A 12,346-nucleotide genomic window follows, 5' to 3' on the forward strand; every position below is an offset into this window, starting at 1 on the left:
CGCTAGTCGCGGGGAATGACGATCACCGGAGCGTCGGTGCCCGCCAGGATCCGGGACGCAGTGGAGCCCAGGAAGATTCGTTTGGGTGCGGCGAACCGGCTGGAGCCGACGACCAACACCTCCGAGTCGGACCAGTTCAGCTTCTTCAGCGCCGACTCCAGGGTCATGCCCTCAGCCACCAGCGACTCGATAGTGGTGTCCGGCAGGGCGCGATCGGCGACCGCGAGGTTCTCGCGCGCAGCCGCAATCTGCTGTGCGCGTAGGTCTTCCAGGTTCTCGGCCGTCGCCAGATTCTCGGCCGATACCAGTGACACCATGCGGATGGACAGCCCCGCGGCGCTGGCCAGGGTGATGGCGAAGGGGAGCGGGTTGTCGTCACCCGCCTTCGTCGGTACCGCCGCCGTCACCGCGGTGATGGCGGCCGGCGGGTCCTCGGCGTAACCGCGTGGCGCGAGGGCCACCGGAATCGAGGAGGTGTGCAGCAGCGCGCTGGAGACCGGACCGATCACGTGACCGCCGAAGAACCCGTCCCGCGCACCGCCCACGACGATCAGGTCCGAGTGGTGTTCCTCGGCGAACGACATCAGCATCTCGGGGAACGAGTCGCCGATCGTCACCGTGGCAGCTGCCTTGATGCCCGCGGCGGCGAGGGTCGATATGGCCTTGCTGATCCACTCCTTGCCACGCTCGAGCAGGAACTCCTGGTACTGCGCGCGGCCGGGATGGCCGTCGGGCAGCTCCTCGCGCACGACGAGAACGACGTCAACGGTCGCGCCGAAGGTCTTCGCCAACACGCCTGCGAGTGCCACGCCGTCATCACCGGTGGGGGTGGCCAGATAGCCGACGGTCAAATGCATGTTGTCTCCTAAGTCCGCGTGCCCGAGCCTCTCGAGATGATCAGTAGACGTCCGGGACCTTGACCTCCGTCGACGCGTTGAGCGTCTCGCCCCGGAAGAAGCGCTTGGTGCCGAATGCGAAGCAGGCCAACATCAATGGGATGCCGAGGACCAGCATGCCGACACCGAGGACGAAGACGCCGCCAATGGGACCGAACGCCGTGTAGCCGTAGTCCGGCGCGATCATGTCGGTGGCGCTCTGGATGAACGCCCACGTCATGGCCAGCGCCCCGAGCAGGGGGAAGATGCCACGCATGAACAGGTTCTTGGCCGAGACGAACAGGGTCCTGCGGAAGTACCACACGCAGGCGTAGGCGGTGATGCCGTAGTAGAACGCCACCGCCAGACCGAGGGAGGCCACCGAGTCGGCCAGGGCGTTCTCGGAGACGAATGTCAGCACGAGGTAGAAGAACAGCGCGGCGGCACCCATCACCATGGTGCCGAACGCAGGCGTCATGTACTTCGGGTGGACGGCGGCGAACCGCTTCGGCAGCGCCTCGTAGACCGCCATCGACAGCGTGCCGCGTGCGGTGGGGAGGATCGTCGTCTGCGTCGAGGACAGGGCCGACACCGAGACGGTCAACAACAGCAGCGACGCCGCGATGCTGCCGGCGACGGGCTTGCCGAGCACCGTCAGCACGTCGTCGGTGTTGTTGGCGTTGTTCAGGCCGATCCCGACTGTGCCGAAACCCGCGAACGACTGCACTGCGTAGGCGACGAGAACGTAGGTGCACACCAGGATCAGCGTGGTGAGGACGGCCGCGATACCCGGTGTGCGGCCGGGGTTCTTGGTCTCCTCGCCGACGGCCAGGCAGGCGTCCCAGCCCCAGTAGATGAAGATGCAGAGGATGATCGCCGCGGCGATCGAGGAGGCGTCGAGACCGCCCGGCCACAGCCAGGCCAGCGTCGGCGTGATGGCCTGGGCCCCGGCGTTTCCGGCGAACACGCGGATCAGCGCCCAGATGCTGACGATGATCAGCACACCGAACTGAATGGCGATCAGGACGTTCTGGATTCGCTCGGACAGCACCACGCCACGGGCGCTGACGAGGGTCATGGAGATGATGAAGAACGAGCCCAGCGTGACCTTCGCCCATAGGTTCTCGGCGAGCGCGTCCTGGCCCAGGAACTTGAACAGATAGATGGCGGCGACTTCGGCGACATTGGCCAGCACGATGATTGCCGACACGGCCAGACCCCAGCCACCGATCCAGCCGATCCACGGTCCGAACGCCTTTGTGCCCCACGTGAAGGTCGTGCCGCAGTCGGGGGTGTCCTGGGACAGCTCCTTGTACGCGAAGGCGACGAGCAGCATCGGGATGAACGCGAGAACGAACATCGCGGGCGCCTTGTCGCCCACCGCGAGCACGACATAGCCCAGTGTGGCCGCCAGGCTGTACGCGGGTGCGACCGCGGCGAGACCGATGACGATGTTGCCGACCAGGCCCAGCGCCCCGGCCTGGAGTCCCTTGCCCGCAACGGTCGGCGGGGAGGGAGCCGACGGTTCAGCGATTGCCATTTCAGGGAATATACGGTTCCGATCGGCTGTGCGAGCCCGTTCGGTTGAGCGCAGTAGCGGAATCGCGACATCGCAGTGCCGCGCGACTGCGCGGTCGCAAACCCGCCAGCGTCGACGGCGATGGGGTGCTGAACTGCGACGAGTAGCTCATCACTCGATCGGAGACTCAGTGACGTTCGCCCTCAACCCGTTTCGGGCCGATCCCGCGGCTCCACCGTCCAACCGGTGGCTGGCCGTGGTGTCCATCATGGCGGGGATCTTCGCGATCGTGACCGCCGAGATCCTTCCCATCGGGCTCCTGCTGCCGATCGCATCGGAGTTCGCGGTGACGCCCGGAGTGTCCGGCGTGATGATGACCGTGCCCGGGTTCGTGGCCGCGGTGGCGGCACCGCTGGCGACCGTGGCCACCGCCCGGGTCGACCGGCGCACGATGCTGATGGTGTGGACGGCGTTGCTCGTCGTGTCGAACCTGATCTGCGCCGTCGCGGCAGACTTCTGGATGATCCTCGCCGCGCGCGTCCTGGTGGGCGTGGTGATCGGCGGATTCTGGTCCATCGGCGCCGGCCTGTCCGGTCGCCTCGTCGAGTCTCGGCACGTCGCCAGGGCCACGTCGACGATCTTCCTGGCGGTGCCGCTGGGATCGGTTCTCGGTGTCCCACTGGGCACATTCGTCGCAGACGTCGCAGGCTGGCGCGCCGCGTTCGTCGGGCTTACCGCCCTGTCGGCCGTCGTACTGATCGCGTTGGCGTGCACCGTGCCGGCGCTGCCCGCCGCTGAGGTGACGCGACTCTCGGTGCTCGGTCGGCTGCTGCGCGTCCGCGACGTCAGGGTCGGCCTGCTGATCACATTCCTGGTCGTCCTCGCACACTTCGGCACCTACACCTATGTGTCGGCGTTCCTGACCGAGGTCACGGGCGTCGGATTGTCGGCGGTCAGCGCGCTGCTGCTGTTGTACGGCGCGGCGGGGCTGGCGGGCAATGCCATCGCCGGTGTGACCCTGGGGCGCAGCGTGGGTGCCACCTTCGGGTGCGCGGCCGCACTGATCGCTATTGCGACGCTGCTGCTGCCCGTCATCGGCGGTCATGTCGGCGGGGCGGTCGTGCTGCTGCTGTTGTGGGGCGTGGGATATGGCGCGGTGCCCGCGTGCAGCCAGACGTGGCTGGCGCGGGTGTCGGGCGGAGCGGACGAGGCGGCCACGGTGCTTTTCACCAGCTCGTTCCAGGCGACCATCTCGATTGGTGCGCTACTGGGCGGGGTGCTCATCGACGGGGTGTCGGTGGTGGCGCTGATGGTGGCGGGCGGCGCGGTCGCGGCGGTGGCGTCAGTCGTCGTCTGGTTACTAGGCTCGAGGAGGTGACGACCAGCGTCGATGAGTTCGAGGGCCTGCGTTCGCATCTGCTTGCAGTGGCGTACCGGCTCACCGGGACGTTCGCGGACGCCGAGGACGCGGTCCAGGACGCCTGGCTGCGTTGGGACGCGCTGGGTTCCAAGCGTGACGGCATCATCGACACCCGGGCGTGGTTGACCACCGTCGTCAGCCGCATCGGGCTGGACCGGCTGCGGTCGGCGGCGCACCGGCGCGAGACATATGTCGGGGAGTGGCTGCCCGAGCCGGTCGTGACGCCGCTGGACGGCTCGGATCCACTGGCTGCGGTGGTCGCCGACGAGGACGCGCGGTTCGCCGCGATGGTCGTGCTGGAGCGGCTCACCCCCGACCAGCGGGTCGCGTTCGTTCTGCACGACGGCTTCTCGGTGCCGTTCGGTGAGATTGCCGCGGTGCTCGACGTCACCGAGGCCTCGGCCCGTCAACTCGCCTCACGCGCGCGTCGGTCGGTGGCCGGTGCGCAGGCGCCGCCCCGGGACTCATCTCATGACGAGGTCGTCGGCAAGCTGATGGCGGCCATGGCGAGCGGTGACCTGAACGCCGTCGTCGCCGTGCTTGCGCCCGACATCACCTTCACCGGGGACTCGAATCGTATGGCGCCCACCGCCGCCCGCGTCATCCACGGATCCGACAAGGTGGCCAGATTCATTCTCGGTCTGGTGTCGCGGTACGGCCCGAGGATCTTCGAGGCCCCGCAGTTTGCACTCATCAACGGCGAACTCGGCATCTACAACGACAGGTTCGACACGGACGGGCAGTGGCCCGAGTTGGCGCCGCGCATTCAGGCGCTGACCGTGCGCAACGGTCTGGTGTGCGCGATCTGGGACGTCGCCAACCCGGACAAGTTCACCGCGTCACCGCTGGCTAGCCGTTAGAGTCGGCCCACGGAACCCGGCACGCATCACCGGAATTGAAGCCCTGCTCGGTGATTCCGAGTGCGGTGTTCATCCGGGCCCGCATGTTCTCGACGCCGATCTGGTACGTCAGCTCCATCACGCCCTTGTCGCCGAAGCGTCGCCTCAGGTCCTCGACCTGTTCATCGGTGACGTTGTGCGGATCGGTGGTCATGGCGTCGGCGTAGGCGATGGCGGCACGCTCGTCGTCGGAGAAGTGTGATGAGGTGGCGTAGTCGTCGATGTGCTTCAGCCGCGCCATGTCCAGGCCCTCCATGCGCATCAGCATCGATCCGAAGTCCACGCACCACGAGCAGCCGACGCGGCGCGCTGTCCAGTAGACGGCGAGTTCGCGGATGTTGGCGGGCAGCGTTCTCGACGCTTTCTCCAACATGCCCTCGTGTGCGGCGCCGGTGACCAGCAGGCCCGTGTGATGGGCGTAGATCGTGAACGGTTCGGGGACCTCGCCGTAGCGGCGCTTGGCGTAGCGCCACATCAGCCGCGTCACGAGCGGGGCCTTCTTGGGGGATAACGGTGCGATTCTCGTGGTCATAACCCTCAGACGAGACAGCCCGTCGATGTGTGACCGCCGAACGTGAACAAGATGACGAAACTTCGCGGATTTCTCGCAATCCTCTTCACGTTCGGCAGGGGGTCTAGAGGGTCAGCGAGTCTTCCTCTGTTCGGCCTTGACCAGACCGCCACCGATGATGAGTCGCTGGATCTCGCTGGTGCCCTCGTACAGACGCAGTAGTCGGACCTCCCGGTAGATCCGTTCCACAGGCACCTCGCGCATGTAGCCGGTGCCGCCGTGCACCTGCACCGCGAGGTCGGCGACATTGCCGGCCATCTCGGTGCAGAACAGCTTGGCGGCCGACGGGGCGATCCGGCGGTCCTCGCCCGACACCCATTTGGCGGCGGCGTCGCGGACCAGTGCGCGGCCCGCCATCACCCCGGTCTGCTGGTCGGCGAGCATGGCCTGCACCAGCTGAAAGCTGCCGATCGGCTGACCACCCTGGGTGGCCGCGGCGGCGTAGGCCACCGACTCGTCGAGCGCCCGCTGGGCCGCGCCGACGGCGAGCGCGGCGATGTGCACCCGGCCGCGGGCCAGCGATGTCATTGCGGCGCGGTAGCCGACGTCCTCACTGCCACCGATCAGCGCGTTGCCGGAGACCCGCACGTCGGTGAAGCTGACATCGGCGGTCCAGGCGCCCTCCTGGCCCATCTTGGCGTCCTTGCCGCTGACCGCGATGCCGGCGGCGTCGGCGGGCACCAGGAACACCGCGATCCCGGGGCCGGCATCGTCGGCCGGCCGGGTCCGGGCGAACACGACGAACAGATTCGCCGTCGGGGCGTTGGTGATGAAGCGCTTCTGCCCATTGATCACCCAGTCGTTCCCGTCTCGGACGGCCTTGGTGCGCAGGCCCGCCGGGTTCGACCCGGCGCCGGGCTCGGTCAGCGCGAACGACGCCACGACATCCCCGGACGCGATCCCCTCCAGCCACGTGCTCTTCTGCTCCTCGGTGCCGAAGCCCACCAGCACCTGACCGGCGATGCCGTTGTTGGTGCCGAACATCGACCGCAGGGCCAGCGAGGTATAGCCGAATTCCATTGCCAGCTCGACATCCTGGGCGAGGTTGAGGCCCAGGCCGCCCCACTGTTGGGGGATCGCGTAGCCGAACAGCCCCATCGCCTTGGCCTGGTCGCGAAGATCGTCGGGCACCTTGTCGTTGGCCAGGATCTCGTTCTCGCGCGGGACGACGGCGCTGCGGATGAAGGTGCGGGTCTGCGCCAGGATCTCCTTGAAGTCCTCGTCGCTGACCTCGGCGACGGCTGGGGTGTCACTCGCGGTGGGGGTCACAGACGGACTCCTTGTTGGCTCGGCTGGTTGGCTCGCAGCACGGCGAAACCGCGCGTTATTTTCGTATATGAAACTGCTATCGTATACGAAAATGCGGACGCCGACGGTGGCGGAACCACGGATATCGAGTTGGGACAGGTGATCAGGTGTCGTTACTGGCCGGCCAGACTGCAGTCGTGACAGGTGGTGCCCAGGGCCTCGGCCTTGCCATCGCGCAGCGCTTCATCTCCGAAGGTGCCCGGGTGGTGCTCGGTGACCTCAATCTGGAGGCAACGGAGGCCGCTGTCGAACAGCTGGGCGGCGCCGCTGTCGCCACCGCGGTCCAGTGTGACGTGACCCGCGGGTCCGACGTCGACGCACTGGTCGCGGCGGCGGTGGAGCGGTTCGGCGGGCTGGACATCATGGTGAACAACGCCGGCATCACGCGTGACGCGACGCTGCGCAAGATGACCGAGGACCAGTTCGACCAGGTCATCGCCGTTCACCTGAAGGGCACCTGGAACGGCCTCAAGTCCGCCGCGGCGATCATGCGGGAGAACAAGTCCGGCGCGATCGTCAACATGTCGTCCATCTCGGGCAAGGTCGGCCTGGTCGGCCAGACCAACTACTCGGCGGCCAAGGCCGGCATCGTCGGGATGACCAAGGCCGCGGCCAAGGAGCTGGCGCACCTCGGCGTGCGGGTCAACGCGATCCAGCCGGGCCTGATCCGCTCGGCGATGACCGAGGCCATGCCGCAACGGATCTGGGATCAGAAGCTCGCCGAGATTCCGATCGGCAGGGCCGGTGAACCAGACGAGGTCGCCAAGGTGGCGCTGTTCCTGGCGAGCGATCTGTCGTCGTACATGACCGGGACCGTGCTCGAAGTGACTGGGGGTCGGCACGTATGAGCACGGGCACCCGTGAAGCGGTCATCTGCGAACCGGTTCGCACCCCGATCGGCCGCTACGGCGGCATGTTCCAGTCGCTGACCGCTGTTGAACTCGGGGTCGCGGTACTCAAGGGCCTGCTGGAACGCACCGGGGTGCCCGCCGACGCGGTGCAGGACGTCATTCTCGGGCACTGCTACCCGTCCGGCGAGGCTCCGGCGATCGGACGGGTGGTGGCACTAGACGCCGGACTGCCGATCACGGTGCCCGGTATGCAGATCGATCGCCGCTGCGGATCGGGGCTGCAGGCCGTTATCCAAGCCTGCCTTCAGGTGGCCAGTGGCGGCAACGATCTCGTCATTGCCGGCGGTGCTGAGTCGATGAGCAACGTGGCGTTCCACTCCACCGACATGCGGTGGGGCGGGTCCCGGGGTGGTGTCACCGTGCATGACGGGTTGGCCCGTGGCCGGGTCACCGCAGGCGGCAAGAACTACCCGGTGCCAGGCGGAATGCTGGAGACCGCGGAGAATCTGCGCCGCCAGTACGGCATTTCGCGCACCGAACAGGACGAACTTGCGGTCCGCTCGCACCAGAGAGCAGTCGCCGCCCAGCGCAGCGGGGTTCTCGCGGAGGAGATCGTTGCGGTCACCGTGACATCCCGCAAAGGTTCTGAGGTGATCGATACCGACGAACACCCGCGCGCCGATACCTCGGTTGAGGCGCTGAGCAAGCTGCGGCCGGTGCTGGGCAAAAACGATCCCGACGCCACTGTGACCGCAGGCAACTCCAGCGGCCAGAATGACGCCGCGTCCATGTGCATCGTGACAACGCCCGAACGTGCGGCTGAACTCGGCCTGAAACCCCTTGTGCGACTGGTGTCCTGGGGATTGGCCGGTGTCGCGCCCAACATCATGGGTATCGGCCCGGTGCCCGCCACTGCACGAGCCCTGGATAGTGCCGGGCTGGCATTGTCGGATATCGACCTCATCGAACTCAACGAGGCGTTCGCCGCCCAGGCGCTGGCCTGTATGCGCGAATGGAAGTTCACCGACGCCGATCTGGAGCGCACCAATGTGCGCGGCTCGGGTATCTCGCTCGGCCATCCGGTCGGCGCCACCGGGGGACGAATGCTGGCCACCCTGGCCCGTGAACTCGAATTGCGCGAGGCCCGCTACGGACTGGAGACCATGTGCATCGGCGGCGGCCAGGGTCTGGCCGCCGTGTTCGAGAGGTTCGCGCGATGACCAAGCTCGCACAGACTCTGGGTCTGACCGAGATTCAGACCGAGATCGTCTCGACGGTAAGACAGTTCGTCGACAAGGAGGTCATCCCGACCGCCCAGGAACTGGAGCACTCCGACACCTACCCGCAGGCCATCGTCGACCAGATGAAGGACATGGGCCTGTTCGGGCTGATGATCCCCGAGGAGTACGGCGGGCTCGGCGAGTCGCTGCTGACCTACGCGCTGTGCGTCGAGGAGCTGGCTCGCGGCTGGATGAGTGTTTCCGGCGTCATCAACACCCACTTCATCGTGGCCTACATGATCCGCCAGCACGGCACCGACGCGCAGAAGCAGCGGTTCCTGCCGCGCATGGCCACCGGTGAGGTCCGCGGCGCGTTCTCCATGTCGGAGCCCGAGTTGGGCTCTGATGTCGCGGCGATCCGCACCAAGGGTGTCCGCGATGCGGACGGCAACTACAGCATCTCCGGCCAGAAGATGTGGCTGACCAATGGTGGAAGTTCGACCCTGGTCGCCGCATTGGTGAAAACCGATGAGGGAGCGGACAAACCGCACCGAAACCTGACCGCCTTCCTGATCGAGAAGCCAGCCGGATTCGGCGAGGTGGTGCCGGGCCTGACGATCCCGGGCAAGCTCGACAAGCTGGGGTACAAGGGCATCGACACCACCGAGCTGATCTTCGACGGTTATCGCGCCGACGCCAACGACGTCCTCGGCGGTGTGGCCGGGCAGGGCTTCTTCCAGATGATGGACGGCGTCGAGGTGGGCCGGGTCAACGTCTCGGCCCGTGCCTGCGGCGTCGGCATCCGTGCCTTCGAACTCGCGATTCGCTATGCGCAGCAACGGGAGACGTTCGGCAAGCCGATCGCCGACCATCAGGCCATCGCCTTTCAGCTGGCCGAGATGGCCACCAAGGTCGAGGCCGCCCACCTCATGATGGTCAATGCGGCGCGGCTGAAGGACTCCGGTGAGCGCAACGATGTCGCCGCCGGAATGGCCAAGTACATGGCCAGTGAGTTCTGCGCCGAGGTCACGCAGCAGAGCTTCCGGATTCACGGTGGTTACGGCTACTCCAAGGAGTACGAGATCGAACGCCTGATGCGGGACGCACCATTCCTGCTCATCGGCGAGGGCACCAGTGAGATCCAGAAGAACATCATCAGCAAGCGGTTGCTGGCCGACTACCGGATCTGATCAGTGAGCGCTCCGGATTCATCGGTGCCGCAGCTGGCCGACGATGTGGCGCGCCTGGTACGCCGGCGGATATTCGACGGCACCTACCCGGCAGGGAAGTACGTCCGTCTCGAACAGCTCGCGGCGGAACTGGGTATCAGCGTGACGCCCGTGCGCGAAGCGCTATTCGGTCTGCAGGCCGAGGGACTGCTGACTCAGCAGCCCCGACGTGGCTTCGCGGTATTACCCGTCACTCGACGAGACATCGACGATGTCGCCGGGGTGCAGGGCCACATCGGTGGTGAGCTGGCGGCGCGCGCTGCCGCGCACATCACGGATGATCAGATCGCCGAACTCGAACGCCTCCAGGTGCAGCTCGAGGACGCGCACGCCCAGAATGACCAGGATCGGGCGGTCCGGCTCAACCATGAGTTCCACCGCGGCGTGAACATCGCCGCTCGGTCCCCGAAGCTGGCGCAGCTGATGTCCCAGATCACCCGGTACGCCCTGGAATCCGTGTTCCCGACGGTCGACGGCTGGGCCGAACAGTCCATGCACGATCACCGGCGCGTGTTGTCGGCGCTGAGGGAGCGCGACGGCGAATCGGCCCGCACGGCAATGGCCGAGCATCTGTGTGCGGGAGCGAAACCGCTCATTGATCACTTGGCCGGGCTGGGCGTGCTGGAGTAGGCCCCGAACTCGCGCTGCCCGCCGAACGTGAAGAAGATGGCGAAACTTCGCGGATTTATCGCAATCTTGTTCACGTTCGGCGGGGATGGAACGCGGCGGGCCTGTGCACCGTCCTATCCACATGCCATTTCTGGGAAGTGAGGCGCTCGCGGCGGGCACCGTCAACCGATATCAGCTGAACACGCGCCACGACATGCTGCACCGCGATGTGTTCGTGCCGCGCGGGGCGGTGCTCACCCCCGTCGACAAGGCGGTGGCGGCATGGCTGTGGTCGGGACGGCGCGGGGTCTTGGCGGGTCTTTCGGCCGCGGCGCTGCACGGATCGCTGTGGATCGACGCGAACCTGCCCGCCGAGCTGAACCAGCCCTGCAGGCACAGGACGACCGGCATCATCCTGCACAGCGATCACCTCGCCGAGGACGACGTCTGCGCGCTCGACGGCATTCGGGTGACCACACCGGCGCGCACCGCATTCGACCTCGGTCGCCAGCGCGGACTGGTGACCGCGGTCATCCGGGTTGATGCGCTCCTGCAGGCAGGGGAGCTGAAACTGCCTGACGTGCAGACGCTTCTCGATTCGCATCGCGGCGCACGCGGTGTGGTCCAGCTGCGCCGCGTGCTCGATCTGGCCGACTACGGCGCCGAGTCGCCGCAGGAGACCCGGCTGCGTCTGCTGCTGACCTTCGCGGGTATGCGTCCCTCGCACACGCAGATCGAGGTGTTCGACGAGTACGACCAGTTCGTGGGGCGACTCGACATGGGCTGGCCGGAATGGAAGGTCGGCGTCCAGTACGACGGGAAGCAGCACTGGGACGACCCTGTGCAGCGTGCCCGTGACATCGATCAGGGCGTCGCCTACGCCGAGCTGGGCTGGCGCATCGTCCGTGTCGGCGCCGACCTTATGCGGTACCGGGAGGCCACTGTCATCGGGCGGACCCGGGCCGCATTACAGGCCTCGGGTGGCCCTTTCTAGCCGCCGAACGTGAAGTAGATGGCGAGAATTCAGCGAGGACTCGCCATTTAGTTCACGTTCGACGCCGCCTGCATCTAGCGCGCGAACATCAGCGCGCGCTTGACCTCTTGAATCGCCTTGGTCACCTCGATGCCACGGGGGCAGGCCTCGGTGCAGTTGAACGTGGTGCGGCAACGCCACACGCCGTCGACCTCGTTGAGGATGTCGAGGCGCTCGGCGGCGGCCTCGTCGCGGCTGTCGAAGATGAACCGGTGGGCGTTGACGATCGCCGCGGGCCCGAAGTAGGAACCCTCACTCCAGAACACCGGGCAGCTCGTCGTGCAGCACGCGCAGAGGATGCACTTGGTGGTGTCGTCGTAGCGCGCCCGGTCCGTCTGGCTCTGAATGCGCTCGCGGGTGGGCTCGTTGCCGCTGGTGATCAGGAACGGCTTGACCGCACGGAACGCGTCGAAGAACGGCTCCATGTCGACGACGAGGTCCTTCTCCACGGGCAGCCCGCGGATCGGCTCGATCGTGATGGTCAGCTGCTTGCTTGCCTTCTTGGGCAGCATGTCGCGCATCAGCACCTTGCACGCCAGCCGGTTCACACCGTTGATGCGCATGGCGTCCGAACCGCACACGCCGTGCGCGCACGACCGGCGGAAGGTCAGCGTTCCGTCGAGGTACCACTTCACGTAGTGCAGCAGGTTCAGCAGTCGGTCCGTCGGCAGGCACGGCACGCGGAAGCTCTGGAAGCCCGCGCCGTCGGGATCCTCGGGGTTGAACCGTGCGATCTTCAGGGTCACCATCACCGCACCCTCGGGCACGGGGGGTTCCTGCTGATCGACCTTGTCGATGACGGGTGCGCTCAT

The 12,346-nt window shown here is 66.8% G+C and carries 12 protein-coding genes; 7 read left to right on the forward strand and 5 right to left on the reverse strand.

The window, feature by feature from the left end; all coding sequences use genetic code 11:
* Window positions 1-2 precede the first annotated feature (2 nt).
* Together ABIA65_RS25515 and ABIA65_RS25520 are read right to left on the reverse strand one after the other, a co-directional pair.
* Window positions 3-857, reverse strand: a complete 855-nt coding sequence (locus ABIA65_RS25515) for a universal stress protein (RefSeq protein WP_354525287.1) — start codon at window positions 855-857, stop codon at window positions 3-5.
* A gap of 40 nt (window positions 858-897) precedes the next feature.
* Window positions 898-2,415: an APC family permease gene (locus ABIA65_RS25520; protein WP_354525288.1), complete on the reverse strand. Its 1,518-nt coding sequence runs from the start codon at window positions 2,413-2,415 to the stop codon at window positions 898-900.
* A 169-nt stretch (window positions 2,416-2,584) separates the two neighbouring features.
* Here ABIA65_RS25520 and ABIA65_RS25525 point away from each other — a divergent pair, with 169 nt between their 5' ends.
* Window positions 2,585-3,772: an MFS transporter gene (locus tag ABIA65_RS25525; RefSeq protein ID WP_354525289.1), complete on the forward strand. Its 1,188-nt coding sequence runs from the start codon at window positions 2,585-2,587 to the stop codon at window positions 3,770-3,772.
* Window positions 3,769-4,674, forward strand: a complete 906-nt coding sequence (locus ABIA65_RS25530; RefSeq protein ID WP_354525290.1) for a sigma-70 family RNA polymerase sigma factor — start codon at window positions 3,769-3,771, stop codon at window positions 4,672-4,674. Before ABIA65_RS25525 ends, ABIA65_RS25530 begins: the two co-directional genes overlap by 4 nt.
* On the opposite strand, the gene ABIA65_RS25535 is transcribed toward ABIA65_RS25530, so the two are convergent.
* Entirely contained in the window at window positions 4,664-5,245 is a 582-nt protein-coding gene (locus ABIA65_RS25535) for a carboxymuconolactone decarboxylase family protein (RefSeq protein WP_241400560.1), read from the reverse strand. The two genes, ABIA65_RS25530 and ABIA65_RS25535, sit on opposite strands and share 11 nt — an antisense overlap.
* A gap of 111 nt (window positions 5,246-5,356) precedes the next feature.
* Complete coding sequence (locus ABIA65_RS25540) at window positions 5,357-6,553, reverse strand: acyl-CoA dehydrogenase family protein (RefSeq protein ID WP_241400559.1); 1,197 nt, start codon at window positions 6,551-6,553, stop codon at window positions 5,357-5,359.
* Between the two features lie 146 nt (window positions 6,554-6,699).
* On the opposite strand from ABIA65_RS25540, the gene fabG reads away from it, so the two are divergent.
* The 5 genes from fabG (at window position 6,700) to ABIA65_RS25565 (ending at window position 11,495) form a co-directional block, all read left to right on the forward strand.
* Window positions 6,700-7,440, forward strand: coding sequence for a 3-oxoacyl-ACP reductase FabG (gene fabG / locus ABIA65_RS25545; protein WP_354525291.1), 741 nt, complete (start codon window positions 6,700-6,702; stop codon window positions 7,438-7,440).
* Window positions 7,437-8,663, forward strand: coding sequence for an acetyl-CoA C-acetyltransferase (locus ABIA65_RS25550; protein WP_354525292.1), 1,227 nt, complete (start codon window positions 7,437-7,439; stop codon window positions 8,661-8,663). The genes fabG and ABIA65_RS25550 overlap by 4 nt, the downstream gene beginning before the upstream one ends.
* A complete protein-coding gene (locus ABIA65_RS25555; RefSeq protein WP_354525293.1) occupies window positions 8,660-9,853 on the forward strand; it encodes an acyl-CoA dehydrogenase family protein in 1,194 nt (397 codons plus the stop codon). Before ABIA65_RS25550 ends, ABIA65_RS25555 begins: the two co-directional genes overlap by 4 nt.
* A gap of 3 nt (window positions 9,854-9,856) precedes the next feature.
* Window positions 9,857-10,522 (forward strand): GntR family transcriptional regulator, encoded by a 666-nt coding sequence (locus tag ABIA65_RS25560; RefSeq protein ID WP_241400555.1) that lies wholly within the window; start codon window positions 9,857-9,859, stop codon window positions 10,520-10,522.
* 121 nt (window positions 10,523-10,643) lie between these two features.
* A complete protein-coding gene (locus ABIA65_RS25565) occupies window positions 10,644-11,495 on the forward strand; it encodes a type IV toxin-antitoxin system AbiEi family antitoxin (protein ID WP_354525294.1) in 852 nt (283 codons plus the stop codon).
* Between the two features lie 74 nt (window positions 11,496-11,569).
* Here the strand turns inward: ABIA65_RS25565 and ABIA65_RS25570 are convergent, their stop codons facing one another.
* The gene (locus ABIA65_RS25570) at window positions 11,570-12,346 is read right to left on the reverse strand and encodes a succinate dehydrogenase iron-sulfur subunit (RefSeq protein ID WP_354525295.1); all 777 of its coding nucleotides are present in this window, start codon (window positions 12,344-12,346) and stop codon (window positions 11,570-11,572) included.

Origin of the sequence: Mycolicibacterium sp. 624 (assembly GCF_040548615.1) — a bacterium.
In the GTDB taxonomy this organism is placed as follows: domain Bacteria; phylum Actinomycetota; class Actinomycetes; order Mycobacteriales; family Mycobacteriaceae; genus Mycobacterium.

Excerpts from the sequence above, each read along its gene's own strand:
- ABIA65_RS25535 (WP_241400560.1), bottom strand. The coding sequence starts at position 5,245 with ATGACCACGAGAATCGCACCGTTATCCCCCAAGAAGGCCCCGCTCGTG.
- ABIA65_RS25555 (WP_354525293.1), top strand. The coding sequence starts at position 8,660 with ATGACCAAGCTCGCACAGACTCTGGGTCTGACCGAGATTCAGACCGAG.
- ABIA65_RS25515 (WP_354525287.1), bottom strand. The coding sequence starts at position 857 with ATGCATTTGACCGTCGGCTATCTGGCCACCCCCACCGGTGATGACGGC.
- ABIA65_RS25520 (WP_354525288.1), bottom strand. The coding sequence starts at position 2,415 with ATGGCAATCGCTGAACCGTCGGCTCCCTCCCCGCCGACCGTTGCGGGC.
- ABIA65_RS25570 (WP_354525295.1), bottom strand. The coding sequence starts at position 12,346 with ATGAGCGCACCCGTCATCGACAAGGTCGATCAGCAGGAACCCCCCGTG.
- ABIA65_RS25565 (WP_354525294.1), top strand. The coding sequence starts at position 10,644 with ATGCCATTTCTGGGAAGTGAGGCGCTCGCGGCGGGCACCGTCAACCGA.
- ABIA65_RS25550 (WP_354525292.1), top strand. The coding sequence starts at position 7,437 with ATGAGCACGGGCACCCGTGAAGCGGTCATCTGCGAACCGGTTCGCACC.